This window comes from Bradyrhizobium sp. G127 (assembly GCF_021502575.1).
Taxonomy (GTDB): domain Bacteria; phylum Pseudomonadota; class Alphaproteobacteria; order Rhizobiales; family Xanthobacteraceae; genus Afipia.
The window spans coordinates 909,275-936,048 of sequence record NZ_JAKFGN010000001.1; the positions used below are offsets into that span (position 1 = coordinate 909,275).

The 26,774-nt window shown below is 55.6% G+C and carries 22 protein-coding genes; 18 read left to right on the forward strand and 4 right to left on the reverse strand.

What is annotated here, in order from left to right; genetic code table 11:
• Positions 1–29 precede the first annotated feature (29 nt).
• The 6 genes from LVY71_RS04370 (at position 30) to LVY71_RS04395 (ending at position 5,759) form a co-directional block, all read left to right on the forward strand.
• Entirely contained in the window at positions 30–290 is a 261-nt protein-coding gene (locus tag LVY71_RS04370; RefSeq protein ID WP_184086132.1) for a helix-turn-helix domain-containing protein, read from the forward strand.
• An 854-nt stretch (positions 291–1,144) separates the two neighbouring features.
• Entirely contained in the window at positions 1,145–1,462 is a 318-nt protein-coding gene (locus LVY71_RS04375) for a 2Fe-2S iron-sulfur cluster-binding protein (RefSeq protein WP_184086130.1), read from the forward strand.
• A 37-nt stretch (positions 1,463–1,499) separates the two neighbouring features.
• On the forward strand, positions 1,500–2,771 hold the full coding sequence (locus tag LVY71_RS04380; RefSeq protein WP_184086128.1) for a cytochrome P450: 1,272 nt from the start codon (positions 1,500–1,502) through the stop codon (positions 2,769–2,771).
• A 159-nt stretch (positions 2,772–2,930) separates the two neighbouring features.
• The gene (locus LVY71_RS04385) at positions 2,931–4,172 is read left to right on the forward strand and encodes an NAD(P)/FAD-dependent oxidoreductase (RefSeq protein WP_235098523.1); all 1,242 of its coding nucleotides are present in this window, start codon (positions 2,931–2,933) and stop codon (positions 4,170–4,172) included.
• 103 nt (positions 4,173–4,275) lie between these two features.
• A complete protein-coding gene (locus LVY71_RS04390) occupies positions 4,276–5,088 on the forward strand; it encodes a GntR family transcriptional regulator (protein WP_235098525.1) in 813 nt (270 codons plus the stop codon).
• A 170-nt stretch (positions 5,089–5,258) separates the two neighbouring features.
• Positions 5,259–5,759, forward strand: coding sequence for a transposase (locus tag LVY71_RS04395; protein WP_235098527.1), 501 nt, complete (start codon positions 5,259–5,261; stop codon positions 5,757–5,759).
• 79 nt (positions 5,760–5,838) lie between these two features.
• Here LVY71_RS04395 and LVY71_RS04400 read toward each other — a convergent pair whose 3' ends face one another.
• The 3 genes from LVY71_RS04400 to LVY71_RS04410 form a co-directional block, all read right to left on the reverse strand.
• Positions 5,839–6,633 carry a hypothetical protein gene (locus LVY71_RS04400; protein WP_184086117.1) on the reverse strand — a complete coding sequence of 265 codons (795 nt, stop codon included), beginning with the start codon at positions 6,631–6,633 and terminating at the stop codon, positions 5,839–5,841.
• Between the two features lie 177 nt (positions 6,634–6,810).
• Complete coding sequence (locus LVY71_RS04405) at positions 6,811–8,442, reverse strand: GMC family oxidoreductase (protein WP_184086115.1); 1,632 nt, start codon at positions 8,440–8,442, stop codon at positions 6,811–6,813.
• A gap of 492 nt (positions 8,443–8,934) precedes the next feature.
• Positions 8,935–10,203 (reverse strand): CaiB/BaiF CoA transferase family protein, encoded by a 1,269-nt coding sequence (locus tag LVY71_RS04410; RefSeq protein ID WP_184086113.1) that lies wholly within the window; start codon positions 10,201–10,203, stop codon positions 8,935–8,937.
• 337 nt (positions 10,204–10,540) lie between these two features.
• Here LVY71_RS04410 and LVY71_RS04415 point away from each other — a divergent pair, with 337 nt between their 5' ends.
• Genes LVY71_RS04415 through LVY71_RS04430 form a run of 4 tightly spaced genes read left to right on the forward strand, consistent with a single transcriptional unit; the run spans position 10,541 to position 14,906 of the window.
• The gene (locus tag LVY71_RS04415) at positions 10,541–11,701 is read left to right on the forward strand and encodes an ABC transporter ATP-binding protein (protein ID WP_184086111.1); all 1,161 of its coding nucleotides are present in this window, start codon (positions 10,541–10,543) and stop codon (positions 11,699–11,701) included.
• Positions 11,661–13,022, forward strand: a complete 1,362-nt coding sequence (locus LVY71_RS04420; protein ID WP_184086109.1) for an ABC transporter substrate-binding protein — start codon at positions 11,661–11,663, stop codon at positions 13,020–13,022. Before LVY71_RS04415 ends, LVY71_RS04420 begins: the two co-directional genes overlap by 41 nt.
• Positions 13,023–13,050: 28 nt before the next feature.
• Complete coding sequence (locus tag LVY71_RS04425; protein ID WP_184086107.1) at positions 13,051–13,923, forward strand: carbohydrate ABC transporter permease; 873 nt, start codon at positions 13,051–13,053, stop codon at positions 13,921–13,923.
• Positions 13,920–14,906: a carbohydrate ABC transporter permease gene (locus tag LVY71_RS04430; protein WP_184086105.1), complete on the forward strand. Its 987-nt coding sequence runs from the start codon at positions 13,920–13,922 to the stop codon at positions 14,904–14,906. Before LVY71_RS04425 ends, LVY71_RS04430 begins: the two co-directional genes overlap by 4 nt.
• 610 nt (positions 14,907–15,516) lie before the next feature.
• Here LVY71_RS04430 and LVY71_RS04435 read toward each other — a convergent pair.
• Positions 15,517–16,248, reverse strand: coding sequence for a FadR/GntR family transcriptional regulator (locus tag LVY71_RS04435; RefSeq protein WP_184086103.1), 732 nt, complete (start codon positions 16,246–16,248; stop codon positions 15,517–15,519).
• A gap of 267 nt (positions 16,249–16,515) precedes the next feature.
• Here LVY71_RS04435 and gor point away from each other — a divergent pair, with 267 nt between their 5' ends.
• The 8 genes from gor to LVY71_RS04475 all read left to right on the forward strand — a co-directional run bounded on the left by gor (position 16,516) and on the right by LVY71_RS04475 (position 26,773).
• Positions 16,516–17,901, forward strand: a complete 1,386-nt coding sequence (gene gor, locus LVY71_RS04440) for a glutathione-disulfide reductase (protein ID WP_184086101.1) — start codon at positions 16,516–16,518, stop codon at positions 17,899–17,901.
• 235 nt (positions 17,902–18,136) lie between these two features.
• On the forward strand, positions 18,137–19,678 hold the full coding sequence (locus tag LVY71_RS04445; protein WP_184086091.1) for a class I adenylate-forming enzyme family protein: 1,542 nt from the start codon (positions 18,137–18,139) through the stop codon (positions 19,676–19,678).
• Between the two features lie 46 nt (positions 19,679–19,724).
• The gene (locus tag LVY71_RS04450; RefSeq protein WP_184086090.1) at positions 19,725–21,173 is read left to right on the forward strand and encodes an NAD-dependent succinate-semialdehyde dehydrogenase; all 1,449 of its coding nucleotides are present in this window, start codon (positions 19,725–19,727) and stop codon (positions 21,171–21,173) included.
• Between the two features lie 337 nt (positions 21,174–21,510).
• Complete coding sequence (locus tag LVY71_RS04455) at positions 21,511–23,145, forward strand: FAD-binding oxidoreductase (RefSeq protein ID WP_184086089.1); 1,635 nt, start codon at positions 21,511–21,513, stop codon at positions 23,143–23,145.
• Between the two features lie 51 nt (positions 23,146–23,196).
• Positions 23,197–23,496: a glutathione S-transferase N-terminal domain-containing protein gene (locus tag LVY71_RS04460; protein ID WP_347339977.1), complete on the forward strand. Its 300-nt coding sequence runs from the start codon at positions 23,197–23,199 to the stop codon at positions 23,494–23,496.
• Between the two features lie 27 nt (positions 23,497–23,523).
• Entirely contained in the window at positions 23,524–23,850 is a 327-nt protein-coding gene (locus LVY71_RS04465) for an NIPSNAP family protein (protein WP_184086087.1), read from the forward strand.
• Positions 23,851–24,124: 274 nt separating this feature from the next.
• Entirely contained in the window at positions 24,125–25,567 is a 1,443-nt protein-coding gene (locus LVY71_RS04470) for an FAD-linked oxidase C-terminal domain-containing protein (protein WP_184086086.1), read from the forward strand.
• Between the two features lie 18 nt (positions 25,568–25,585).
• Positions 25,586–26,773 carry an FAD-binding protein gene (locus LVY71_RS04475; RefSeq protein ID WP_184086085.1) on the forward strand — a complete coding sequence of 396 codons (1,188 nt, stop codon included), beginning with the start codon at positions 25,586–25,588 and terminating at the stop codon, positions 26,771–26,773.
• Position 26,774: the final 1 nt, after the last annotated feature.

Here is a 26,774-nt window from a genome sequence, read left to right on the forward strand (position 1 = left end):
AATGGGCCGCCAAGTCGTTTGTTTCGCTTATGAAAGCGACAGCGCTCGTGGCCTGGAATGTCCGAAAACTGCGGGTTAAGCGCGGCCTGTCGCAGGAAGCGCTGGCGGTCGATGCCGGTGTGGACAGGTCGTACGTCGGGCGAATTGAGCGTGGGGTCGAGAATCCTACCGCCGAGACATTAGAGAGATTGGCCGCGGCCTTGGACGTCCCTGTCGCTGACCTTCTGATTGTCCCAAAAGCAAACGAAAAGCCGCCGGCTACGCTTCGGAAGGGGCGGAAGAAGCGATAGGTCGGCTTTGTTCTACGATAATAAAGTTCTGCTTGAACCCACCGCCGCATCTTCGGAATTGCTGATGCATTCACAGCAGCTCTGTCGAGTTGCCGCGTCCTACCGACGAGGCTTAGGTAATAGTGGGAATGCAGATAAGGGTTGCGTAAAAGAAGAAATCGACTCGCGGACCGCGCACTAGGCGCTTGCCTTGCCCGAGACGAGTACCTCGTGAATGAGGGGCTCCTAGCGCAAAGGCGATCTGCTGATCACTGAACTTCGACTTCTTCATCGGCCAGGCTCCCTTCGATATTAGACTAACCGGAAAACTCTCATTCAGATCGGTCCAAACTTCTCAATGCAGACCACTTCGATCAATGGGCATTCGTGATCGACCGACGTCGCGGCGTTCACCTGGCAAAACGCATTTGCTGAACGACTGATCGGTTCCATCCGACGGGAGTGTCTTGACCATGTGGGTGTGTTCGGCGAGCGCATCTCCGTCATGTGCTGCTGTCGTATATGAATTACTATAATGAAACGCGCACGCACCTTTCCTTAGATAAGGATACGCCGGTATCGCGCGCCGTCAATCGCGCCGGGCGCATTCTTTGTCGCTCAATCCTCGGCGGACTGCATCACCAATATGTTCGGAGTTGATTTACGACAGGCACAGGAAGGAGCCGTGGAAAGTATTGGCGCGCGATGTGTCGAGCGCTCGTCACCCCTGCCGTCAACGAAGATTCTCGCAGGGCATAACCGTGCCGCTGTAGGTAAGGGACGCTCAAGTTGATCCAGATTTGTTTATTATTGACATACTTATAATTTTTTACTAATATACATTATTAGGCAAGGCAGCAAGCGAAGGGAATCTCATGTCGAAATTGGTCTTCATATTGCCTGACGGTACAACGCAGACGGTAGCCGCCGTCCCTGACGCAAGTGCAATGAGGCATGCTGTCGATAACGGGGTTCCTCTCGATGCGGATTGCGGCGGCGAATGCATGTGCGCCACCTGTCATGTCCACGTTGATCCGAGATGGTTCAGCAAGCTTGAGCCAGCCGAAGAACAGGAAATCGATATGTTGGGTATCGTAGATGACCCGAGCCCAACTTCACGCCTGTCGTGCCGAATCCGAATGACCGAAAGGCTTGACGGTCTTGTACTGCATCTGCCTCCGACGCACCGCTGACCGCGCCGTCCGACGTCAACTGACGGGGAGATCTTTTATGAGTGTTGTGACCACCGAAGTCGTTCGTAACTTAGTCGCTGAGCACGAGCGTTTGGCCTATGCAATGCCTATCGAGGACATTGTCGTGGCAGACTCCGCGCTGTTTCAGCAGGGGGTATGGATGCCGTATTTTCAACGTCTGCGGCACGAGGATCCCGTTCACTTTACGCCCAAGAGCCGCTTTGGCGCGCATTGGTCAATCACGAAATTCAAGGACATCCAAACCGTTGACTCAAACTGGCGCGTGTTCTCATCCGATACTGACCGCGGTGGAGTGCATATAGGCGACAAGCCGCCGGAGAAACGCATACGTAGCTTCATCGCGTCGGATCCGCCGAGGCAAGCAGAGCAGCGGAAAGCCATCCAGCCAATTGTATCCGCCGGTAGCCTTGCAGAGATTGAGACACTCATACGGCAACGAACTGGAGCTCTTCTTGATCGATTGCCGCGTAATGAGACGTTCGATTGGGTAGCTCGCGCTTCCATCGAGCTAACGTCGATGACTCTCGCAACTATCTTTGATTTTCCGATCGAGGATCGGCGCCTACTTGCCCATTGGTCGGATGCCTCAATTGTCGATCTGTTGGCTGGTGGCCCTATAGATAGCGAGGAGAAACGAGGTGTAGAACTCGCAAAATGTTTGGATGCGTTCAAACTGCTTCGGGAGGAAAAACTTAAGCGTCAACCGGAGAACAATCTCATCTCCATGATCGCTCACAGCCCGGCTTATCAGGGCATTTCTGAGAGGGAATTTCTCGGCAATCTACTGCTGCTCATAATCGGTGGTAATGAGACAACGCGAAACTCTATGAGTGCAAGCGTTTTGCTCCTTAATGAAAATCCCAACGAGCAATGCAAACTACGTGAAAATCCTGAATTAATTGAGAGCATGGTAAGTGAGGTTATTCGCTTCCAATCACCAATTCTCGCGTTCCGGCGAACCGCGACTCAGGATACGCAGTTGGCTAATAAAATCATTCGCGAAGGCGAGAGAGTGGTAATGTGGTATATTTCGGGAAATCGGGACGAAGACGAGTTCGAAGAGCCTCACCGTTTTCTGTTGGGTCGCGACAACTATCGCAAGCACATCGCATATGGTTTCGGAGTGCACCGTTGCGTTGGGAATCGGCTAGCAGAGATGCAGTTGCGCGTACTTTGGGAAGAGATCCTCGCTCGCGACCTCAAGATTGAGGTAGTGGGTCCGCCTAAGCGGCAGTATTCGACCTTCGTGCATGGCATCATGGAATTGCCAGTGATCATCCGGCCGTAAGCAGAAAAAATTGCAGCGTTTGCGGACGATCTGTCACGCTGCATCTTGCAGGATACCCGCGAGCGCACGCAGTCTTTCGGAAACGTGCAATTCAAGCGGTCGTCACTCAGGCTGCGCAGTTTGCCCTATTAGCTGCATTATCTTTGGGAGCGCGATGACTTGGCACTCGATCCTATCGTTATCATCGGCGCCTCTCATGCGGGAGTACAGATGGCAGCTTCGGCTCGTGACGCGGGTTGGGAGAATGAAATCGTTCTCTTAGCGGAAGATGCGCTCCTACCTTATCATCGCCCACCTCTATCCAAAGGTCTCCTTACGGGAAAAATCTCCGTTGCGGAAATCCCTCTGCGTGGAGAGTCTTGGTACGAAAAGAACAATATAGTTCGCCTGACCGGACGCCGAGTCACTGCGGTCGATAGACAGCGCCATCGAGTAATTCTTCAAGGTGGCGAGCAAATTCCATACTCTCGTCTCGGACTTGCAACAGGCGCCCGTGTGCGACGTCTTTCCTTACCGGGAGGTAAACTAGACGGCATATTGTATCTAAGAGATTTCGCAGACGTCGAGAAATTGAAGTCGCAGCTTAGACATACACACTCGGTTGTTGTTATCGGAGGTGGTTTCATAGGATTAGAGGTGGCATCTAGCCTCTGCAAAATGGGCAAGAAAGTGACCGTGCTTGAAACGTTTCAGCGCCTTATGCCCCGCGCGGTAAGCTCGGTGATTTCCGGCTGGTTTGGCCGTCGCCATACAGAACGAGGCGTCAATCTAATTTTCAATGCACGAGTTGAAATGATTTTGAATGACGGCCGCGGACGCGCGGCGGGAGTGCTCCTCAGTAACGGGCAAAAAATAGCCGCCGATTTGATCGTCGCGGGGATAGGGGTTACGCCCGCTGTTGAACTTGCCAAGGCGGCGGACCTTACCTGTAGCGATGGGATCGTTGTTGATTCATTAACTCGTACAAGTGATCCCTTTATTTTCGCCGCTGGGGATGTAACCAATCATCCGTCTGTATTTTCCGGTGGGCAACTGAGACTCGAGTCGGTCCAGAACGCAACCGATCAGGCCAAAGTAGCGGGACAGATGTTGGCCGGAATAGCCTCTATCCCTTATGACGGTGTGCCTTGGTTTTGGTCCGATCAGCACGACGTGCCATTGCAGATAGTCGGCCTAGCAAGCAGCGCGGACAACTGCGTGGTACGCGGTGATTATGCTGGTGGCAAATTCTCGGTTTTCTCTTTCTCCGGGAGGAAGTTGGTGTGTATAGAAAGCGTCGATAGCTCCCGCGATCACGTCGCGGGACGCAAGCTTTTGGCTCTAACGAACGCACGATTGACCCCCGAGGAGGCCGCAGATCCCCAGTTTGATTTACTCGCAGCCGCCCGTGAAAGAAGCTGAATCTCGGCAGAAGAGGAACATAATCCAGGCGACGATGGCCCAGATTGTCGATACCCGCTAGGCAACGGCGGTACTTGAATGCGATCTGCATTGAATGCTAAAATTGCGTCTGGAACTCGTCGATATGATAGATGACGCGCAAATACCCCGTAAAGGACCTCAACGCTCTGGATCGGCGCGGAGTGTCGATAGCGCTTCGCGCGTTGTCGCTTCAAAAGTGAAATTTACGGGCTTGGGTGCTGATCTGATCAACCACGAAGTAGATTATGGACCGGAGCCGGAGCTCAATCTAGCCGATAGCGCCTACCGCGCGATCGAGGAGATGATTTGCACCCTAGAACTGCAGCCAGGAGCTCGAGTTTCGGAAAGTTCTCTCGCAAAGCGTTTAGGAATCGGGCGCACGCCGGTGCGAGAGGCCTTGCAGCTGCTGTCACGCGATGGCCTTGTTGTTGTCTTGCGAAGACATGGGGTCCTCGTTAGCGAGATTGATGTCCGCACTCAGCTGCGAATTATCGAGGTTCGGCGGGCTTTAGAATCGCTCATGGTGCGCTTGGCTGCAGAACGAGCCACTGAGGAAGAAATTGCGCAATTCGCCAAAATCGCTGCCGCTATTTATGCCGCCGTTGATGCTAACGACGATCTTGCCTTCGTTCGGCTTGATTCGCAGCTAAATGAGCTACTCGCCCGCGCCTGCGGGAACCGTTTTGCTAGTGGCTCAATGAGTTTGATGACCCCGCTTTCGCGGCGTTTCTGGTATCGGAATTACAAATCTGCCGGTGACATGATGCTGGGTGCTCGTCTCCACGCTGAGATCGCTGACGCGATCGCCCGCAGGAAACCCGATGAAGCGGAGCAGGCAGTGAAGCGCTTGCTCGATTATATCGAAGATTTCTCTCGCAAAACACTGGATCGCTAGGGTTCGGACCCAAAACCGGGTAGCGCGACCGGGATTCCAAAAGGCTGGCGAGTCGGATTCCGTTCTCCCAAGGAGGACGGCGATGGGAGATTACGTCTGGTTTCCGGATGCGTAGTGGGCTCGGATTGAGCCGCTTTTGCCGAAGGATGTGCGCGGTAAAATGCGTAAGGATGAACGGCGGATTCCGAGCGGGATTGTCCACGCGCTCAAATGCGGTGGACGGCTGGGCCGACTGCACCGATGTCTACGGACCGAGAAGACGCACTACAATCGCTAATTGCTTTGTGCGCTGGTTTGAGCGCGGTATCTGGGGAGACATTTGCAGTACGCTGGCAGAGGTCGAGGGTGTGCTGGACCGGATATCTATCGACAGTTCCTGCATCAAGGTCCATCGTTGTGCGGGCAGCGGAAAGAGGGCCTTGGCTCATGATATCGGCCGCACGAAAGGCGGACGCAACACCAAGCTCCAGGCTATCTGCTACGAGAAAAGCCGCCCTTGGGTCCTGCTCCTGACGCTCCGAAACGTTAATGATTGCAAGGTTGCGCAGCTTTGCATCGCGGCCGCGCCGCCATCTGCCGAACTCGTCGCCAACAAGGGCTATGACAGCCAGGCGTTGTGCGAACGGCTTGAGGCGCGCCTGCGGCCGACATTGTCGCTCTCGCCGATATAGGCGATACAGAAATCAGACATCGCCGACTCGATCGCGTTCGCGGTACACCTCATAAGTATGTCAGCACCGGGAGCATGCCTCATACAGCTTGAGGTCGAGGCTGGTAGATCGCAATATGCTGGCAATGGGCGACAGGAGTCCGGCCGTTAGCAACGATGAGGGCGTCCAATTCCACAAACAAATGGCCCTTCTTTTCGTAGTTGCCCGTGATCCGTGCACGTGCGGTCAGTTGGTCGCTGTCGATAGCGGCTGATATCAGTTGCATGCGGCTGCCGATATGAATCCATGGCCCGAGAAGGGCATTTTCCATGAGCACCCTATTCATGATCTGTTGCAATACGCCAGGATGGACGAGGCCTTCGCGCGCATAGATTGGGTCGGTCTCGCGCACTCCGGCGCGGTATTCTGCACCAGCCTTACCCTGCCAGGAGCGCGGAGCAGTGCCGAGCCATTTGCCGATTCGATAAGTGTCAGCGTCGATGGGCTTCCGCGTCGCAACCGGTTCGGTCTCCGGAAAATCGGCGAGCGAGAATACCGGCGCTGTTACCGCCAACGAGGCATGTCCTGTGGCTTTGGCCTCGCCGTGTTCGACGGTTAGCGAGAGTCCTTCGCTGGACTCCTCCGCTTGAACCAGTAGGGCTTCACCATCATAGATCGGCTTAATGAACCGCGCCTCGATCAATCCTCGTTCGAGGAATGCTCGACTCCAGTTCGCAACTGGAACGTGGATCATGTAGGCGAGAATATCGATCCCCGGCACCAGACCACCTCTGAAACCGTACTTCAGGGCCACGGAATCATCGTGCATCTTATTTTCGGATAGTTTGGCGGTGTTGTAAGCCTCTACACGATACGGTTCGAGCCGCTCAGTCATGATCCATCCTTATGATTGCGGGAGACGACGGTGTTGCTTCGCGAATTACCGCAGCCTAAAGTCACGGTCTGGCATTTACCCCACGCAGTGGTCCATCAACGAAATGGGTTACTCAGTGGTTCCGAAATATTCGGACCCGATGAGTGACATGTACTCCCGCATCAAGCTGGCTGGCTTCTAGGGGCACCCGGCGCCCGGCAAGAACTGCCTTGTCTCATTACCCTCCGTAATCAACTCGGCAGCTTTTTCCGCCATAGCCATGATCGGCAGATTGGTATTTCCACTGATCACTGTCGGCATGATCGAACCATCGATGACTCTGAGATTGTCGATTCCTCGGACCCGCAACTGACCGTCGACAACAGCGTTGCTGTCTTCGCCCATGCGACAGGTGCCAACAGGATGGTAGATCGTTTCGGCGCGCTCCCGTATCCATTTTTTGCGGGAGTCCACACTGGTAAACGCATCGATGTCGATCCTTCGTTTCACGAATTTACTCAGACCCGGTTGATCGATAATCTCAGACAGTTGTCTGACACCTTCTTGCATGCTGACGAAATCCGAATCATCAGAGAGAAAACGAGGATCGATAGCGGGAGTGTCAGATGGGTCCGCCGATCGCAATCGCAGTGTTCCACGGCTCTTGGGCCGAAGTTGGCAAACGCGAATCGCGAAACCGTGAGCGATGCGTTCGTTGGGTGGCGGGTTTCGGAGCGCGACGATGAGATGAGCTTGCCACTCCGGCAGTGACGAATTTTTGTCAGGCCCCCAGAAGGCGCCAGCTTCGACGCCTTGAGACGTTGCGGGACCCGTGCCTCGGAGAATGTATTGTGCGCCCGCGAGGCCGCCCTTGATCAAGCCGAGATACGGCGTCAGCGTAACTGGCTGAGATGCCTCTAGGCGAATAGCGCAGTCCAGATGGTCGTGCAGGTTGTCTCCGACGCCAGCGGAATCGAGAACGGGCTTGATGCCAAGCGATTGCAGGTGATCCGCCGGCCCGATCCCCGACAGCATCAGCAGTTGCGGTGAGCCGATGGCTCCAGATGTCAGCAACACCTCGCGCTCTGCCGAGATGGTTACCTCGCGTCCTCCCTTCTCTATTACTACGCCGCGCGCGCACGTCCCTTCCATGGCGATCCGGCGAACTCTGCAGTTGGCCATAACGGTGAGATTGCTTCGTCCCTTCGCTCGATCAAGATATTTGAAGGCTCCGGATCGCTTCCCTTCCGCGATGGTGAGTTCGTAGAATCCGGCACCAACCTGGGACGGGCCGTTGAAGCCATTGTTCTCCGGCAAACCTGCTGACACCGCGCTTTCAATGAACGCCTTTGAAATGGGATGCTGCAGGGTGCCATAGGACAGACGAATAGGGCCGGAGTATCCCCTGTCCTGATCGCGCTTCCTTGTGACCAGGGTGGCGTCCTCGATTTTTCTGAGGTAAGGGCGCAGGTTTTCATAGCTCCATGACGGGAGGCCCTGGGCGGCCCACGAGTCGTAGTCCCAAGCGTTGCCTCGAATCGCAATCATTGAGTTAATGGAGGACGATCCACCCACAACCCGGCCACGCGGGATGTAAATCTTTCGATTATTGAGTTGAGCTTGGGGCTCGGTCCAGAACTGCCAGTTATACTTAGGACTTGTGTAGAGCACGCGAATGCCGGCCGGCATGTGGACGAAGACAGACGCGGAGGGGGCTCCGGCCTCAAGCAGCAGGACGTTAACATTTGGATCTTCGCTCAGTCGCGAAGCCAGCACGCATCCCGCCGATCCCGCGCCGACGATGATGTAGTCATATCCGGATAGTTTCATTTTCGAATCCCTCTTGGGAATGCCGGCGGCTAGTTAGCGTGTCTGGTGTAGCATGAAGCGAGTAGCCGCCGGACAAGATCCATTCCGATACGGGTGTCGTACATCGCCGTTGTATTTGAGCCGCTTTGGAATATCATTTTGGTATGTCCAAATGTATTGGCTGCGGTTCTGGCGTCAACAGAGAGATGTTTCGATGATCAGTCGCGTGTTGACTGCGGCGCTTGTGGTGTTGGCCTTCGTTGTTCTTCTTTGGGGACCGAAAGGCCCACAGCATTGGGATGCGAATATGTCCCCCCAGGAGAGGGCGGTATTTGAAAAGACAGTCTGGGCCCTCGGCCATTAGTTGAGACGGTATTCGTCAGAGCCCCGCCCGCTACGCATCAGCAACTCCGTCGTCAGATCTACGGGCAAACGGGAATATCGTCACGGGTGCTGCCACTGTGATTATCTCGGCCGTTCTCACTTCGTGGGTGCGAGTAGTGCACCTTGAACTTATTCGAGCCGGCTTGGTGAAGCCCGCCGCGGATGCGTGCCGGTATCGACGACCCGGCTGGCGTTCAGGCGCTGAATCTGCGCCTCGTCAAATTTGAGAACAGTCTTGAGGACATATTCGGTGTCCTCGCCCCGTAGCGGCGGGCTCTTCGAGTATTCGATCTTCGTTCGCGAAAACTTGATAGGGTTGCCGACGAGAGGTGAAATGGCACCGGAGGAATGAGGCAGATTGATCTGCAGCTCTCTATGGATCACCTGCGGATGGGCAAATACTTGGTCCAGCCGGTTGATCGGCGCGCAAGGAACTCCGACTGGCTCAAGCACTGATATCCACTGGTGCGTCGTTTGCGTTGCTAAATGCACATCCAGAAGTGGAATGAGCAGGTCGCGATTGTGAAGCCGATCGGTGTTCGTGAGAAAGCGGATGTCGGCTGCCAATTCCGTCAATCCCGCCGCTGCACAGAATTTCCTGAATTGTTGGTCGTTTCCGACAGCCAGCACAAACGAGCCGTCCATTGTCTTGAACACCTGATACGGGACGATATTCGGATGCGCATTACCGGACCGTTTGGGTGGAGTTCCCGTCGTGAGATAGTTCATGTTCTGGTTGGCAAGTACCGAAACTTGGACATCGAGCAGTGCCATGTCGATGTGTTGGCCCTCGCCGGTACGCTCGCGATGCAGCAACGCCGAAATAACGCCCGTCGCGCTGTACATACCGGTGAGAATATCGACGATCGGAACGCCAACTTTCTGCGGGCCGCCACCCGGCATATCGTCGCTTTCGCCCGTGATGCTCATCAGGCCGCCGATGGCCTGAATAGCCATGTCGTATCCTGCAGCATCCTTCATTGGGCCGGTTTGACCGTAACCCGTGATGGAGCAGTAAATGGTATCCGGCTTCAGTCTTCGCAGTGACTCGTAGTCCAGCCCGTATCGGGCCATGTCGCCGACTTTGTAATTTTCGATCACGATGTCAGCTTGTTGCGCTAGTGCGCGCACGATCGCGCTGCCTTCGTCAGTTGCTATGTCGATGCAGATTGAATGTTTGCCGCGGTTAGCGCTGAGAAAATACGCGCTCTCGGTTGTGTCATTCGATTCGCCATCTTTCAGGAATGGGGGACCCCATTGTCGTGTGTCGTCGCCGGTGCCGGGGCGTTCGATTTTCCAGACCTCGGCTCCGAGATCGGAAAGAAGTTGGCCCAACCACGGTCCTGCGAGAATTCTTGAAAGATCGAGTACTCGGTAGCCCACCAGAGGTCCAGCCATGACATTTCCTTGCTATTGGCGCGATCCGTTCCTGGTAAATCGTACGCCTGTTATAAGCGCACTATAATAGGATAAACCAAATTGGACAAACCAATAATAGCTTTTGGTTGATCGTCGAGTTGGTTTTGAGGCGAGATTCTGGAACGGAGGGTCTTCTCGAAAGTGCTTGTCGGGTTTTGATTCGCGAGCATCGCACTGCGCGAGTTGCTTGACAGCAAGTATATGGAGACATACGGTCAGCCAAAATGGTCTATCCAAAACGGATGGCGACTGTGCGGCTTTAAGCTTGATGCATGGTGACAATAGCTAGAGGCAACGCGAAGCGAGGTTTTGCTGTATGGCGCGAGTAACTCTCCAGAATGTATCGAAATCCTTTGGCGGAGATCGTGGGCCATGGGCAGTGCAGGATTTCTCATTGGATATTACCGACGGAGAACTGGTCGTTTTTGTCGGGCCGTCCGGCTGCGGGAAGTCGACCACGTTGCGCATGCTTGCCGGCCTCGATGATGTGACATCGGGCAAGATCATGATCGGCGGGCGGGATGTGACCGCACTCCCGCCGAAAGATCGCAATATTGCGATGGTGTTCCAGAACTACGCGCTCTATCCGCAGAAGACCGTATACGACAATATGGCATTTGGTCTTCGCGTGCGCGGAGAACCGAAAGACGAGATTGATCGTCGCGTGCGCAGCGCGGCGTCGAGCCTCGGCCTTGATCCTTTGCTCGAGCGGAAGCCGCGGCAGCTGTCGGGAGGTCAGATGCAGCGGGTTGCGCTTGGTCGTGCGCTCGTCCGAGACCCCGATGTCTTTCTGCTCGATGAGCCTCTTTCCAACCTCGACGCCAAGCTGCGCGTGAAGACTCGCGAAGAAATCGCGACGCTGCATGCCCGGCTCGGAGCCACGATGATCTTCGTGACTCACGACCAGGTCGAAGCCATGACGCTCGGTGACCGGATTGTCATCATGCGCGATGGCTGGATCCAGCAGGCCGGACGGCCGCTGGATCTTTACGACCGGCCGATGAATGTCTTTGTGGCCGCCTTCATCGGTTCGCCCGAGATGAACCTGGTTGAGGGCGATCTGCTCCGTGACGGTGATGGTCTGAAGGTTCGTTCTGGCGAACTGCAGCTCGGATTGCCGGACGGCGAGTTTGTCGAGACCGAGAAGAGCGTCACTATCGGCATCAGACCAGAGCATATCATTCGTGCTGAAGCAGCATCCGACATCGAGATGATCGTTAGCCTGGTCGAGCAAATCGGCGCCCAGACCTATGTGCTGGGGACGATATTCGGCCATAAATTTCGCGCGGTGTTTGCGCGCGACGATGTGCTCGTGGCCGGGGATAAAATCCCCGTCGTTCTGCCCGCGCAGCGGCTGCATCTATTTTCACGTGAGAGTGGAAAGGCGTTGAGGCAATCAAAATCAGTAAGTGAAATTAATATAGGGAGGGAAAATCATGACCGTGCGCAAGTCGAACCAATGGAATTCCAAGGGTAAATCATTCGGCTTTAGCCGACGGGGCTTCCTCAAAACGTCCGCGGGAGCAGTGGTTGGAGCGACAAGCTCCCTGGCGGCTCCGTACGTGAATGCTCAAGCCGGAGTGACGCTCCGATTTCTGAACAATGAAACTGCGGCCGACAGCCAGGCCGTGCTGCGACGCGCATGCGGCGCGTACGAGAGCAAGTTCGGTGTTAAGATCATCGTCGATTCGACGCCGATCAGCGGCGCATATGCGAAGACGATGGCGGCGATCAATGCCGGCACGCCGTATGACATCTCCACTCAAGGCTATATCGCCCATATTCTGCAGTACGCCCGCGGCGGTCATCTTCTTCCGATGACCGATCTTGTGAAGCAGCATTCCTGGGGGCAGATGGGCGCCTGGAAGTATCAGGGAGAGAACTGGTTCTATCCTTACGACTACAATCTGGTGACCTGTTACTATCGGAAGGATCTGTATGCCGAGAAGGGCCTTAAGATTCCTAATACATGGTCGGAATATCTCGACAACTGCCGGGCGCTGACTGTCTCAAAGGACGGCAATATCGAACGTGGCGGCTGCGTAATGCCGCTGGCGAGCGACAGTGCGACCAACTGGGCGAGCTTCGGAAACCTGTTTGCGGAAGCTCCGCAATTCTATGACGACAAATGGAATGTCGTTCTGGATGCACCTGAGAATGCGGATCGGACAGCGCGTTTCCTCGATCTTTACGGCGAACTCTACAAGACTATGCCCCCCGGATTGAACACGGTGGGTTATGCCGAGCTCATGAGTCTGTTTGTCACTGGAAAGGTCGCGCATACCCTGTATTCCGGGCGTGTGGTCGAGGCGCTCGAGGCGCGAAATCCGGATCTCGCGAGCAAGTATGGCATCTTTGCCGCACCAGACAGTGCGGGCAAGCAGAAAGCGCTGCCGTTCTCCTTCGACGGATTTGTTGCATTCAAGACCAAGCAAAGCGAGGAGACGCTCAAGTTCCTCAAATGGTTTATCGATGAGCACTACGTCGACTGGCTGCATTCGGCTTGGATGAACTTCCAGCCGGTGCGATTAGACATTTACGAGGATCCGCGCTGGAAGAAGCACCCGATGATTCAGAAGCATTGGGCAACAATGATGCAGATGAAGTCGTTCATCGATCCGGACAGCAAGGTGAGGCTCTCGTCGGTCGACTTGATCGGCCCATCGATTGATCTGCTGCCGAGCAAGGTCTTCGATGCGAACGTCATGCCTGAGATGTTGCAAAATAAGGTGCTTAAGAACATGTCATCGGCCGATTGCGTGAAAACAGCGGCCAATCGCATCCGGAAGCTTGGTTGAATTATTCGGACAAGAAGGTAGGTACCTTATGAGGCAGGATTGGCGGATCATCAGCTTGTTCGTTGGCGGCGTTTTGATACTCGGCGCCATCGTTGGCGGGCCACTCCTGTACTCTATCAAGCTCTCGTTCTACGCGGCGGAGTCCTTTATCGCTCCGCCGCGATGGGTGGGACTTGGGAATTATCTGGCCGTCCTGGAGGACAGGAATTTTTGGGACGCGTTGCTAAACGGGATAGTAATTTCTATTTCCGCGATCGTGTTGCAGGTCATGCTCGGCGTGACCATTGCGCTCGTTCTGAATCGTCAGTTCGTGGGACAAACGGTCGTTCGCGCGCTGTCGATCGTTCCTTATTTTCTTCCGACGGTAGTTGCGTGCCTTATTGCGCAATGGATGCTCGATCCGAATTACGGATTGATTAAAAGTATCTTGGCGTCGTTTGGATCCAGCATGTTTGATTGGGGCGCCAACTCGGCAACCGCAAAAGGAACGATTGTTCTCGTTAGTGTGTGGATATGGACACCATTTGTGGTGACGTGCGTGCTGGCCGGCCTGCAAACAATTCCGGCCCAGCTTTACGAAGCAGCTAGGGTCGACGGCGCCGGTGCCTGGAAGCAGTTCTGGCACATCACTCTGCCGGGCCTCAGACCTGTACTGATCGTGGTCATTCTGCTGAGAGGCATCTGGATGTTCAACAAGTTTGACGTGATCTGGTTGTTGACCAAGGGGGGGCCGCTGAATCAGACGGAGACGCTCCCGACGCTTGCTTATCGAAGAGCTTTTCTGGAGTTCGATCTCGGAGGGGGGGCGGCGGTAGCGACAATCTCGTTTGCGATTCTGGCAACCATTATGCTGATTTATCTGCGGTTTTTCCCGATCGATGAAGCAAAGCAAGGCCGATAACAGTGACACAACAGAACTCGCACTTTTCCATCGTTGCTGCTGTTGCTGACCCGCGGCAGGAGCGACTCCTTCGCAGCACGTCCCAGTTCGATCGTTTGCCGCAGGAAGCTTCAACACCTGCATCAGAACAGAAGTTGTTCGGCATTGTGGGCAAGCCAATCAAGCAGATTGCCGGGCGTATCGGTCTCTACGCGGCTGTTCTCGTGATCTGCATCTACTCGTTCTTTCCAATTTACTGGATGATTGTATCTAGTCTTCGGCCCGCGCAGCGGTTGTTTCTGGACACGTCGTTGGTGTTCTGGCCGCCAGATCTCGCTTCCTACAGATCCCTACTGGAGCTTACGAATTACACGACCAATTTTTTCAACAGCGCCCTGATGGCGATGGCAACGATCATCGTTGCTACAACGCTTTCGGCGTTCATTGCCTACGGCGCGACGCGGCTGCGGTTCCGCGGCAAGACAACATTAGTCGCGTCCATGTTGTTTGCCTATATGTTCCCGCCGTTGATGCTGGTCATTCCAATGTCAGCTTTGTTCCGCATGGTCGGGCTTTCCGACAGCCTGTGGGGTCTGCTGATTGCTCATCTCGCAATATCACTCCCGTTGGGCGTCTGGCTTCTGTGGGGCTTTTTCAAGTCGGTGCCATTTGACCTGGAAGAAGCAGCAATGGTCGATGGGTGCTCGCAGTTCAGTGCGTTCCTCAAGGTTGTCTTGCCGCTTTCCGCACCGGGTCTGATTACGGTCGGTATCTTCTCGTTCCTGCTTTCCTGGGCCGACTACGTGTTCGCTCTCATCCTGATCATGAGCGATCAGAACAAGACGCTTCCTGTCGCCTTGGCGTCGATGTTGGGGGCACAGGATCTGCGTTGGGGCGAGATCCTTGCCGGCGCATCGCTCATAGCGCTGCCGCTGTTTGTCATCTTTACGTTCTGCTACCGCTACTTCGTCGCAGGACTTACGGCAGGCGCCCTTAAAGGGTAGGTGGTATTCTAGGCCCAGGACACATATATTTTCTCGCGGATTGAAAGGATAACTGGTTCATTAGCGGCGCGCGGAGGCGTTGCAATGACTGTTTTTTGTTGTCGAAGGCGCAGATGCGCAGGATCCGCAGAAGACGATCTACAACAAGGCGCGAATGCTGGTTATCACTGCGCTAGCAAACAAATAGGCGCGCACGGTGTGAGCATTGTTCGCGCTTAACGAAGTTTACCGAGCTCCCGCCGAGGCCGCCGCATAAGCAGCGTCGCAACGCGAGGTTGTCGATGGAGTAAAGGGCGAAGGCAGGTACGGCGCAACAGTCGATGAGACGGGATCGGCATAACCCGATAGACTCACCCGGCTTCCAAGCACGCAGCTCTGATATGGAGTCGGTCCGCGAGCTCTCATACGGGCTTGCGGCATCTTATGGTCGCATCATGAGGTAGGATAGATGACAGCGCCCGACTAAAGCGCGAATGTCAAAATCCCTATTGTTTCTCCGGGGAGTCCGCAGATGAGCCTAGATGCCGCCCTGGCAAGGGATCAGTTCTGTATCCGGCCGCGCCACGAAGGATTCGAGCGGTTCGCTCGGATGGGATCTTTTGACGAGAGCCTATCGTCTTGCGAGTATTTTTGGCTCTCCCAACAGCGTCTCCCAAGTTTCTATGGTCTGGGACAGGTGCTCATTCATTTTCTGTTCTGCCTGACCGACGCGACGCCCCTCAATGGCATCAAGAATCTTGCAGTGATCTTCATAGGAGCTGCGACCGCGGTTGCGATCGGAAAAATAGATGCGGCGGCGTTGTCTGGATAGTTCATAGAATGATTTTACGACGCGGAGCAGGATATCATTTTTGGTGGCGGCAAAGATGGCCAGGTGAAATGCTTCATCTTCAAGCTCGATCGTCTGCTTTCTGGAGAGGCGCTTCTCGGTGTCGTTCAGAATGGTGCGAAGATCGCAGATGTTGGCAGATGTCCTACGAGTGCAGGCCAATCTGGCGGCCTGCACTTCGAGCATGCGTCGCACCTCGAAGACATCGGCGATTTCGTTTGACTGGAAAAGAAGGCCTGACTCGGCATAAAGGACGAGAGCCTCGATGCTGCTTTCGTTTGAATTTCGCAGGTATATGCCAGAGTTTGGCCGTCTCTCGATGACACGCATGGCTTCGAGAGCAGCCAGCGCCTCACGGACAGCGCCGCGACTTGTGTCGAACTTCTCTGCGAAGTCTCGTTCGGACGGTAGACGTTCAGCGGGCTGATAGTGGCGCTCGCGGATGAACGAGAGGATTTTTCCGATGGTGTTCGAGGGAGGCTCAGGATTGTTGGTTCGATTTCGTTCTGTCATTGCGTTTACTCTTTCTAGCCTGCGTCCAGGGAAGCCCGTCTGCTAAGCCGCCGCGCACCCGGGTGCCTGCAGATAGCCACCAATCTGAGTGATGTTCACTCTAGTCGATAGTTGATGATGTTGCAGTTACTTTGCGCGAATCCCGATCCGCAGGATAATAACGCTCTGCTAATTACGTCTTCGCACGGTCGATCGCTTGATTCCGGCGTACTGGTTATATAAGATTGGTATACCAAATAGGTACGACCGAAAAGAGCGCGCACTGGTATGTCTGATTTTGATGTCGATCTGTTTGTGATCGGCGGCGGTTCGGGTGGCGTTCGCGCCGCGCGGATCGCGGCCAGTTACGGTGCCAAGGTTATGCTTGCCGAAGAGTATCGCATGGGCGGCACCTGCGTGATCCGCGGTTGCGTGCCGAAGAAGCTGTTCGTCTACGCCTCGCACGTCCGTGAGGAAATCAGCGACGCTGCGGGTTTCGGATGGAGCATCCCCTCCGCGACGTTCGACTGGCCGGTGCTGGTCGCCAACAAGGATAAGGAAATCGCACGATTGGAGGCCGCCTATACGGCCAATGCCGAGAAGGCCGGGGCGCGGGTCGTCAAGGCTCGTGCGGTGTTCGAGGATGCGTATACGCTGCGCCTTTCGACCGGCGAAACGGTGCGGGCGAGATACATCCTGGTCGCCACCGGAAGCGCGCCGAGCCACGGCGCGGCCATTCCGGGCATCGAGCACGTCATCTCGTCGAACGAGGTCTTCCACCTGCCGACATTCCCGAAACGCATCGTGATCCAGGGTGGCGGCTACATCGCGCTGGAGTGTGCCTGCATCTTCGCCGGCCTCGGCTCCGACGTGACGCTGGTCTATCGCGGCGACAACATTCTGCGGGGGTTCGACGAGGACGTCCGCGCGCATGTGCGCGGAGAGGTCGAGAAGGCGGGTATCACCATTCTCACCGGCTGCACGGTGAGCAAGATCGAGAAGCACGGCGAGGTCTTCACCGCGTATCTGTCGGAAGGATCGCGCATCGCGGCCGATCAGGTGCTGTTCGCCATCGGCCGTCATCCGAACGTCAAGGGTCTCGGGCTCGAGAAGGCCGGCGTGGCGCTCGGTCCGACCAATGGCGGCATCGCCGTCGACAGCTTCTCACAAAGCAATGTGTCGCACATCTATGCGGTGGGCGACGTCACCAACCGGATCAATCTCACGCCGGTTGCGATCCGCGAAGGACATGCCTTCGCCGATACGGTGTTTGGCAAGCGTCCAGTACGCGTCGATCATCTCGATATTTCGACTGCGGTGTTCTCACAGCCGCAGGTAGGAACGGTCGGGCTGACCGAAGCCGAGGCGAGGGCGCGGTTCACTCACGTGGACATCTACAAGACCGATTTCAGGCCGATCAAGGCAACACTGTCGGGTAGCGGAGCTCGCGTCCTGATGAAGCTGATCGTGGATGGAACATCCGATCGCGTTATCGGGTGTCACATTGTCGGGCCGGAAGCCGCCGAGATCGTTCAGGCTGTTGCCATCGCTGTTAAGATGAAGGCGACCAAGGCTGATTTCGACGCCACCATGGCGCTGCACCCCACCTCTGCGGAGGAACTCGTGACCATGCGCACGCCGACGCAGCGTCACGTTCGCCAAGCGGCGGAATAGGCAGCTCAGAACTGTCTTTCCGCCCTGACATACCGGACGTCAGAAATCTGCGGATCGGCGCGGACTTGTCAAATACGGGTTGACAGGACTTAGTTAAATATACCAAATTGGTATTACCAATACGGCGAATAATTTCAATGATGGCGAACGCGCATCCCGCTATGACGAATTTTCATCGCGACGCGGATGCCGGTTGTTGAGTTTCAGCCCTGACCGGGAAGATGGATCGGCGAAAATGGATTTGATATCAAACCTGCCGCCCCGCATTCACGAGATACTTGATGAGGGTGCAAGGGGGGACGTTTCTCGCGTTGCGTTTACCGACGAACATGGTGTCGTATGGTCTTATCGCCGTCTGATCGACACGGTCGAGCTTGTTGCCATTGAAATGAGCCGGCTCGGTATTCGTCCGGGCGATCGAGTCATGATCGTGTGTGAAAATTCAATCGCGGCAATCGTATTGCTGTATGCGTTGAGTCGAATCGACGCATGGGCGGTCGTCACAAACGCGCGGCTCAGTCAGCATGAGTTGGACTTGATCGAGAACGACTGCCAACCGCGGCGTGTGTTCTATACTCATGCTATTTCACCTGAGGCAGATGCTCATGCATGTCGCCGGCGTGCCGATATCGAGTCGTTCATCGGGATAGGTGAGATGAAAATCGGAAGGCTTGATGCAGATTCTGTCGCGGAAAGGGTTCATCGGGATTCCTCACGGCAGGTTGCCGTTGTTATCTATAAGACGGGCACCACCGGGCGCCCAAAAGGAGTGATGCTTAGTCATCGCAGCCTTGCGTTTGTCGCGTGCCGCGGCAAAAGAACCGATACAATTCGTTCGGACGACGTCTCGCTGTGCGTGATGCCGATTTCCCATTCGTATGGGCTTACGCTCTTGCAGGGCATGCTTTTTGCGGGTGCGCATCTGAGAATCATGCCAAGATTCGCACTTGCGCAGGCGATCGATGCCATCGCCGACGGGGCGCTTACGATTTTTGCCACCGTACCAGCGTTGCTGTCGCGTATCGTCGCTCACGTCGATCAAGCTGGCCTTCAGCTCACACCGAACAGGCTCCGATATGTTTATAGTGGTACCGCTCCGCTGGACCTTTCATTGCGCCAGAACGTCGAACGTGTGTTCGGGGTGGTTCTCCACAATGGTTATGGTCTCACCGAAACGTCGCCCACGATCAGCCGGACGCAGTACGCAATGGGCAGAGACGAAGTCAACATTGGTCCCCCCATCCCAGGAGTCGAGATCAAGATTGTCGGAGCGGACGGTCATGAGGTTGAAGAGGGTTTGCCGGGAGAACTTCTCGTGCGAGGACCAAATGTCATGCTTGGCTATTATGGCCAGCCGGAGCTTACCGCAGAGGTTATCGATGAGCAGGGCTATTTGAAGACCGGCGATATTGTCAGCCGCAATACGAGCGGCGAATTGATCGTCCAAGGCCGATCAAAGGAATTGATCATTCGCTCGGGGTTCAATGTGTACCCGCCTGAGATCGAAGCGGTTCTCAACACGCATCCGACGGTTCTCAACTCTGCCGTCGTTGGACGATCGGTTGAGGGCAATGAGGAGATCATAGCCTTTGTGCAGCCGGTTCCTGGAGGTTCCGTCGAGACCAACGACCTGTTCACGTTCATCGAGGGACAGTTGGCCAGATACAAGAAGCCTCAGCAGATCATCGTGATGCAGCAGCTGCCGGTCGCGCCAAACGGCAAGATCAGAAAGCATGATTTGAAGAAGTACGCTGAAGCGTCGGCGCTTTCGGTCTAGTCATTCCAAATCGTTTAATCCCCATCGAAGGCCAATGGACATCGCCATGAAGCAGGAACGGACCTATCCGGACGTCAAAATGTTCATCGACGGGGCCTGGTGCGACGGGTCGCAAGGCAAAACTGGGGCCGTGCTGAATCCAGCGACCGGGCTTGCGATTGGGTGTGTTCCGCACGCTTCTATTGACGACCTTGATCGCGCGTTGGATGCCGCATCACGCGGCTTCAGTATATGGCGCAAGACGTCGGCGTTCGACCGCTACAAGCTCATGCGGTCGGCTGCCGAAAAGCTGCGCGAGCGGTCCGGTGAAATCGCTCGCATTCTTACGCTCGAGCAGGGAAAGCCCCTGGCGGAAGCGAAGCTGGAGGTGCTGCTCGGCGCGGACATCATCGACTGGTTTGCCGAGGAAGCTCGTCGATCCTACGGCCGCGCTATTCCTTCGCGTTCTGAGGGGGTGCAGCAATTCGTGATCAAGGAGCCGGTCGGGCCGGTGGCGGCGTTCACGCCGTGGAATTTTCCGATCAATCAGGCCGTCCGCAAGATCTCTGCTGCAATCGCGGCTGGTTGCTCCGTGATTCTCAAGGGGCCAGAGGAGACACCGGCCAGTTGCGCTGCTCTGGTGCAGGCCTACGCCGATGCCGGTCTGCCACCCGGCGTGCTCAATCTGGTTTTCGGCGTGCCCGCTGAGGTATCTTCCTATCTGATCGCTCACCCGCTCATTCGCAAGATTTCCTTCACCGGCTCGACCCAGGTCGGCAAGCAGCTTGCCGCTCTGGCGGGAAGCCATATGAAGCGTGTGACGATGGAATTGGGAGGCCATGCGCCGGCGCTCGTGTTCGGCGATGCGGACGTGAAGGAGTCAGCCAGACTGCTGTCTGCAGCGAAGTTCAGGAACGCCGGCCAAGTTTGCGTCTCGCCCACGCGTTTCATCGTGCACAAAAGCGTCTACGAGGAGTTCGTCGATCACTTCACGTCGGCTGCGAAGAATCTGGTCGTTGGCGACGGTCTTGATGCAGCGAGCCAGATGGGTCCGCTGGCCAATCATCGCCGCATAGAGGCGATGGAGGCCTTTATCGCCGACGCTATCTCGCGCGGCGGACGCGTCAGAGCGGGCGGAAAGAGAATCAGAAACGAGGGATTCTTCTTCGAGCCGACAGTTCTTACGGATGTCTCGCTGAACGCGCGCATCATGAACGAAGAGCCCTTCGGCCCCGTCGCCCCGATCAGCGCCTTCTCTGATCTGGATGAGGCCATAGCGGAGGCAAATCGTCTTCCATTTGGCCTCGCTGCCTATGCCTACACCAAATCGGCTTCCGTCATTGCTGCCATCAGCACGGGAGTCGAAAGCGGAATGATGTCGGTGAACCATCATGGCCTTGCGCTACCTGAAACGCCGTTTGGGGGCATCAAGGACTCCGGTTATGGCTCGGAGGGAGGGATCGAAGCCATGGAGGCCTACTTGAACACCAAGTTCATAACTCAAATGAACGGTTAGCCTCACGCCGGCAATCGCTTGGCCTCGAAAGAGGCGCGAGATTCCCTCGCGAAATCAAACTCTGAAGATGTTCAGAAACCTGAATCTGCGGGCTCGCTTGGCTGTGTCCGCATCAACGAAACGCGGGCCCAGCCACTGCAATGGTGGTCTACGGCGATGATGAAATCGAGCAGCCATTGAGTATGCGCTTGACAAAAAGCATCGTTTGGGTCTTTTTGGTAAGACCAATTTGGAAGGATCGGTAGGCTACCGTAGGTTTCTTTCCCGAGTGTCGGGAAGATGAATCAGTTCGGGTGGCTTTCTAGTTTAACACGAGCGAGAAGCAAGGAGCGAAGCAATGAATGCACCGATAAGCGCGCCAAAGGGGCGCAGGAAGTTCTGGAGCTGGGGCTACGAAGGCCAGGATATCCCGCAGTCTGAAGTCGATTCGATGCACGAGCGGGTTGCGAAGCGCCTCGGGATGACCGACTTCACGATTCTCACAGATCCGACTCTTGACGAAATTGAGCTTCGTGCTCCGCGGATTCAGCCACCCGCCTCTTTGGCGAGTTTTTGCACAACCGAAAAATGGGATCGCGTTGCTCACACGTACGGCAAGAGCTTCCGCGACCTGGCAATGATCTACAAGCGCAAGTATCCGAATCCGCCGGACATCGTGGCGTATCCTCGCGACGAAAAGGATATTGCGGCCGTTCTCGACTGGTGCGGCGAAAATGGGTACGCGGCCGTGCCTTTCGGTGGCGGATCGAGTGTCACAGGCGGTATCAATCCGCCGGATGACGGTCGCTACAAAGGAATCGTGACGATTGACCTTGAGAATTTTAACCAGGTGCTTGAGGTGGATCCGATTTCACGCGCCGCTCGCATTCAAGGCGGCACGTTCGGTCCGTCGCTTGAGGCGCAGTTGAAGCCGCACGGGTTCACGTTACGCCATATTCCCCAATCTTGGGAGTTTTCGACCCTCGGCGGTTGGATCGCCACGCGCTCCTCCGGGCATTATGCGACCCACCTGACGCACATCGACGATATGGTGGAAAGTCTGCGCGTTGTGACGCCGACCGGCACCATTGAGAACCGCCGTTTGCCGGGATCCGGCGCCGGCCCGAATCCTGACCGCGCCTTTATTGGTTCGGAAGGAACCCTCGGTATCATCACAGAGGCGTGGATGCGTCTGCAGGGTCGGGTGGTCTTTCGTGCCAATGCTTCTGTCTCCTTCAAGACCTTTTACGAGGGGGCAAAGGCCGTTCGCCAGATCACCCAGGCAGGTCTCTATCCTGCAAACTGCAGGTACCTGGATGAGAAGGATGCTTTCTTCTATGGAGCTGGCGATGGCACCGAGTCTATGCTCTTGATCGGTTATGAGTCGGCGGATCATCCGGTCGATGCGTGGTTGGAACGGTCTCTAGAGATTTGCCGAGACTTTGGTGGCACGGTGAAGCAAAAGGCCGGATCCGGTGGCGAGGCCCTCGAAACCAGTCGCTCGGGTGCGCAGGGGAGTTGGCGCAATCAGTTCCGATATCTTCCGTATCTCATGCATGTGCGTGCGGCGATGGGTATCGTCAGCTTCACCTTCGAGACGGCCTATACTTGGGACAAGTTCGAATCGCTCGATACCGAGATTATGCGTCGAGTGGCTGAAGCTCAGAAAAGAATCTGTGGCGGGGGCATTGTTTGCCGGCGCTTCTCGTTCCTTTATCCAGATGGACCCGCGCCGTATTACTCAATTATGGCTCCGTCTTCCCATGAGAAGAACCTCGAACATTATGCGGCGCTGAACAAGGTCGCTTCGGACGCCCTGCTGGAGCTTGGTGCCACCATCACGCACCATCATGCCGTCGGACGCAGCTTCCGGCCTTGGTACGACAAGGAAATCGATCCGGGCTTCATCCGCATGATGAAGGCGAGCAAGCGGGAGGTCGATCCGAACTGGGTGCTCAACCCTGGCATTCTTTTCGACAGACCGGCGTCGTAATCTACCTGTCATGTCATTCGGATCAATCAAATGAAGTTGCCGCTATAATCGATCTTTGACTTCTGGACCACGCCGAATGGATACAAGGTCACGATAATGCTGGCCGAACTCGGCCTGCATTATTGTGTTCTGCTGATTGACATCACTAAGGACGATCAATTTCGTCCGGAATTTCCGAAAATCAGCCCGAACAATAGGATACCAGCCATCATCGATCATGATGGACCTGTAAGACGAGGGTTTCCGATTTTTGAAACGGGGGCGATCCTTCACTACCTTGCGGAAAAGACCGGCAAGCTGCTTCCTGGAGGCAGGACGATGACGATTGAGGTCGGAACAGATCGATCATAACGATACTGAAGAAAGAGGAGCATTCGCTTGATTTACGAGATGCGCGTCTATCGCTGTGTACCAGGGCGTTTGCCTGAGTTGCTCAAGCGTTTCGAGACCACTACGCTTAAGCTGTGGGAGAAGCATGGCATCAGGCCGGCGGGGTTTTTTACCACGCTAGTCGGAACATCGAATCAAGAACTGACCTATTTCCTGGCATGGGGTTCGATGGCTGAACGTGAGAAGAAGTGGACGGCTTTCGCCACCGATCCCGTATGGGCCTCAGCTCGAGCCGAGAGTGAGAAGGACGGTCAGATCGTCGACAACATCGTCAATCAGTTCCTGCAGCCCACGGCGTTCTCTTCTGTGAAATAGTCGCCCGTTGCACCCTTGCGCTCGCTCGCAATGGCTTGGTCGTTGGTCGCCAAGGCAGCGTGCGGATTGGATTTCATCATCCTCGGCGAATTCGGCTACCTCGATGTGCCAAAACCTAAGTTTCAGGAGAGGCTTGCTGTCATTGCTGTGGATGGCACCTGCCTAACGAACGCGGCGGACCGCTAAGATCATGAACGTTACCTTAGGCGAGGCCAACGTTTCCCACGCTGAAGATTGAAGCCTCATCGGAAATGTCGCGATGTAAGAGGTGTTTATGAGTGCTATCGCATTTTCTGAACCAGACAAAACAGTTCTCAAACGTCGCGATGAAATCGTCGAGCGTTTGGCAAGTTTGGTTTCGTCCGATGGCCTTATCACGGATAGAGATGAATGTAGGGCGTATGAGACCGACGCGCTCGCGGCCTATCGTAAGATGCCACTAGCCGTTGTATTGCCGATCTCGACGGATGAAGTACGCTCCGTTCTCAAGTTTTGCCACGACAATGACGTGAAGGTCGTGCCACGCGGTGCAGGCACCTCCCTTGCGGGAGGGGCTATTCCGACGGAGGACGCGATCGTGCTTGGGCTCTCAAGAATGAGCCGCGTGCTCGAGATCAACTACGATGATCGCTTTATTCGGGTCGAAGCGGGCGTTACCAACCTAAGCATAACGTCCGCAGTGGCGGACAGAGGCTTTTTCTACGCGCCAGACCCGTCATCCCAGCTTGCTTGTACCATTGGCGGCAATATCGCCAATAACTCGGGCGGTGCGCATTGCCTGAAATACGGCGTTACGACAAACAATCTTCTCAGCGTCAGAATGGTTCTGATCGATGGAACGATCATCGATCTAGGTGGAAATGGTCTCGATAGCGGTGGCCTGGATCTACTGGGTGTTGTGGTGGGGTCTGAAGGTCAACTCGGGATCGTGACCGAGGCTACCGTCCGGATACTGAGATCGGCCGAAGCCGCACGTCCCGTTCTGTTTGGATTCCCCTCATGCGAGGGAGCCGCCAACACAGTTGCAGAAATTATCGCCGCCGGAATCATTCCGGTTGCAATCGAATACATGGACAGAGCTGCGATCGAGATATGCGAGGCTTTTTCCAAGACCGGGTATCCTCTCGACGCGGAAGCTCTTCTGATCATCGAAGTGGAGGGCTCGAAAGCAGAAATGGACGCGACGCTTGACCGTATTATTTCCATTGCGCGAGCCAATGGCGTGCAGACGATACGGGAGAGCAAATCCGCGATTGAAACCGCGGCGATCTGGAAGGGGCGGAAGTCAGCGTTTGGTGCGACTGGGCGCGTTGCGGACTACTTGTGCATGGACGGAACCGTGCCGACGGGCAAGTTATCCTACGTGCTCGCACAGATCACCGAGATCGTGAAGCGCTATGGATTGCGTGTAGCCAATGTCTTCCATGCCGGCGATGGAAACATGCATCCTCTCATTCTCTATAACGCGAACGATCCGGCGGAGCAGTCGAAAGCAGAGGCCGCGGGCAACGATATCCTCAAGCTTTGCGTTGAAGTCGGTGGTTGTCTCACCGGCGAACACGGCGTCGGTCTTGAGAAGCGCGATTTAATGCGTCACCAATTCAGTGAGATCGATCTTACCCAACAAATACGCGTGCGTGCAGCGTTCGATTCAAAATGGCTGCTCAACACGGAAAAGGTGTTTCCCATTGACTGCCGAAACAAAAATCAAATGTAACGCTGGACGAGATGGGCAATGTCAGGAGATCTGAAGCCGCGCGACGAAAAGAACCTGTCTCAATCGATCAGGATGGCAGCGACGGAAAAAATGCCGTTGATTGTCAGCGGTGCGGGTAGCAAGTCGGGTATCGGCCGGCCGAATGGGTATGCAATGTCTGTTACAACGCAGCGCATGCAGGGAGTATCGATGTATGAGCCGACGGAGTTGGTGATCGGAGCTCTTCCTGGAACACGGTTGTCCGAGATCAACGAGGCACTTGCAACGCAGAATCAAATGCTGCCGTTCGAGCCGATGGACTATCGGCTGCTTCTCGGTGGGAGCAATGAGCCGACGATCGGCGGAATTGCAGCGGGAAACGTTTCTGGCCCGCGACGTATCATGGCAGGAGCCTGCCGTGACAGTTTGATTGGTATCCGGCTGGTAAATGGCCGCGGCGATATCGTGAAATCGGGTGGACGGGTCATGAAGAACGTCACCGGTCTCGATCTTGTAAAGCTCAGTTGTGGGGCGTGGGGTACGCTCGGTGTGTTCAGCGAGGTTACTTTCAAGGTTTTGCCAAAACCGGAAATCGCGTCCTCGCTGGTGCTGTGCGGGTTGAGTGATGCGACGGCAATCGCCGCATTGACGACGGCTCTGGGATCTCCATTTTCCGTTTCCGCTGCAGCGCATCTGCCGAAGGGCGTGGTGTTGGACCCCATGACCATTGTCCGCATCGAGGGGTTCGCGCCTTCCGTGGCGTATCGTTGCGGCGAGATCGCCAAGCTTTGGCGGCCATATGGAAAGGTAGATGTGCTGGAAGGGGAGGTGGGCACAGATATTTGGTCTGATGTGCGGGATGCGCGATGGCTGGCGGATCCTGAAGACAGTGCCATATGGCGGCTCTCGCTGGCCCCGTCGAAAGCAGCCGGTATTGTTGCCTGTATCAAGCGGATACTCGATGTGCGTCATTTCTATGACTGGGGCGGCGGCTTAGTTTGGCTCGCTGTTAACGCGTCAGAGGATGCGGGCTCCAAGGTGATCCGGGATGCAATGCGAGGCCTCGGCGGCCACGCGACGCTTTTGCGCGCAACGCCGGAGATTCGAAATAAGGTGGATATATTTGAGCCGCTTCCACCTTCGCTCGCAGAACTGACTCGAAGGATCAAGTTTGCGTTTGATCCTGACCGTATCCTTAATTTCGGAAGAATGTACTCGGGCATTTGAA

Coding starts and splice junctions, on each gene's coding strand:
- LVY71_RS04435 (WP_184086103.1), bottom strand. CDS start 16,248: ATGACAGAACGAAATCGAACCAACAATCCTGAGCCTCCCTCGAACACC.
- LVY71_RS04455 (WP_184086089.1), top strand. CDS start 21,511: ATGAATGCACCGATAAGCGCGCCAAAGGGGCGCAGGAAGTTCTGGAGC.
- LVY71_RS04425 (WP_184086107.1), top strand. CDS start 13,051: ATGAGGCAGGATTGGCGGATCATCAGCTTGTTCGTTGGCGGCGTTTTG.
- LVY71_RS04395 (WP_235098527.1), top strand. CDS start 5,259: ATGAACGGCGGATTCCGAGCGGGATTGTCCACGCGCTCAAATGCGGTG.
- LVY71_RS04405 (WP_184086115.1), bottom strand. CDS start 8,442: ATGAAACTATCCGGATATGACTACATCATCGTCGGCGCGGGATCGGCG.
- LVY71_RS04380 (WP_184086128.1), top strand. CDS start 1,500: ATGAGTGTTGTGACCACCGAAGTCGTTCGTAACTTAGTCGCTGAGCAC.
- LVY71_RS04475 (WP_184086085.1), top strand. CDS start 25,586: ATGTCAGGAGATCTGAAGCCGCGCGACGAAAAGAACCTGTCTCAATCG.
- LVY71_RS04420 (WP_184086109.1), top strand. CDS start 11,661: ATGACCGTGCGCAAGTCGAACCAATGGAATTCCAAGGGTAAATCATTC.
- LVY71_RS04470 (WP_184086086.1), top strand. CDS start 24,125: ATGAGTGCTATCGCATTTTCTGAACCAGACAAAACAGTTCTCAAACGT.
- gor (WP_184086101.1), top strand. CDS start 16,516: ATGTCTGATTTTGATGTCGATCTGTTTGTGATCGGCGGCGGTTCGGGT.
- LVY71_RS04370 (WP_184086132.1), top strand. CDS start 30: ATGAAAGCGACAGCGCTCGTGGCCTGGAATGTCCGAAAACTGCGGGTT.
- LVY71_RS04410 (WP_184086113.1), bottom strand. CDS start 10,203: ATGGCTGGACCTCTGGTGGGCTACCGAGTACTCGATCTTTCAAGAATT.
- LVY71_RS04375 (WP_184086130.1), top strand. CDS start 1,145: ATGTCGAAATTGGTCTTCATATTGCCTGACGGTACAACGCAGACGGTA.
- LVY71_RS04415 (WP_184086111.1), top strand. CDS start 10,541: ATGGCGCGAGTAACTCTCCAGAATGTATCGAAATCCTTTGGCGGAGAT.
- LVY71_RS04400 (WP_184086117.1), bottom strand. CDS start 6,633: ATGACTGAGCGGCTCGAACCGTATCGTGTAGAGGCTTACAACACCGCC.
- LVY71_RS04450 (WP_184086090.1), top strand. CDS start 19,725: ATGAAGCAGGAACGGACCTATCCGGACGTCAAAATGTTCATCGACGGG.
- LVY71_RS04445 (WP_184086091.1), top strand. CDS start 18,137: ATGGATTTGATATCAAACCTGCCGCCCCGCATTCACGAGATACTTGAT.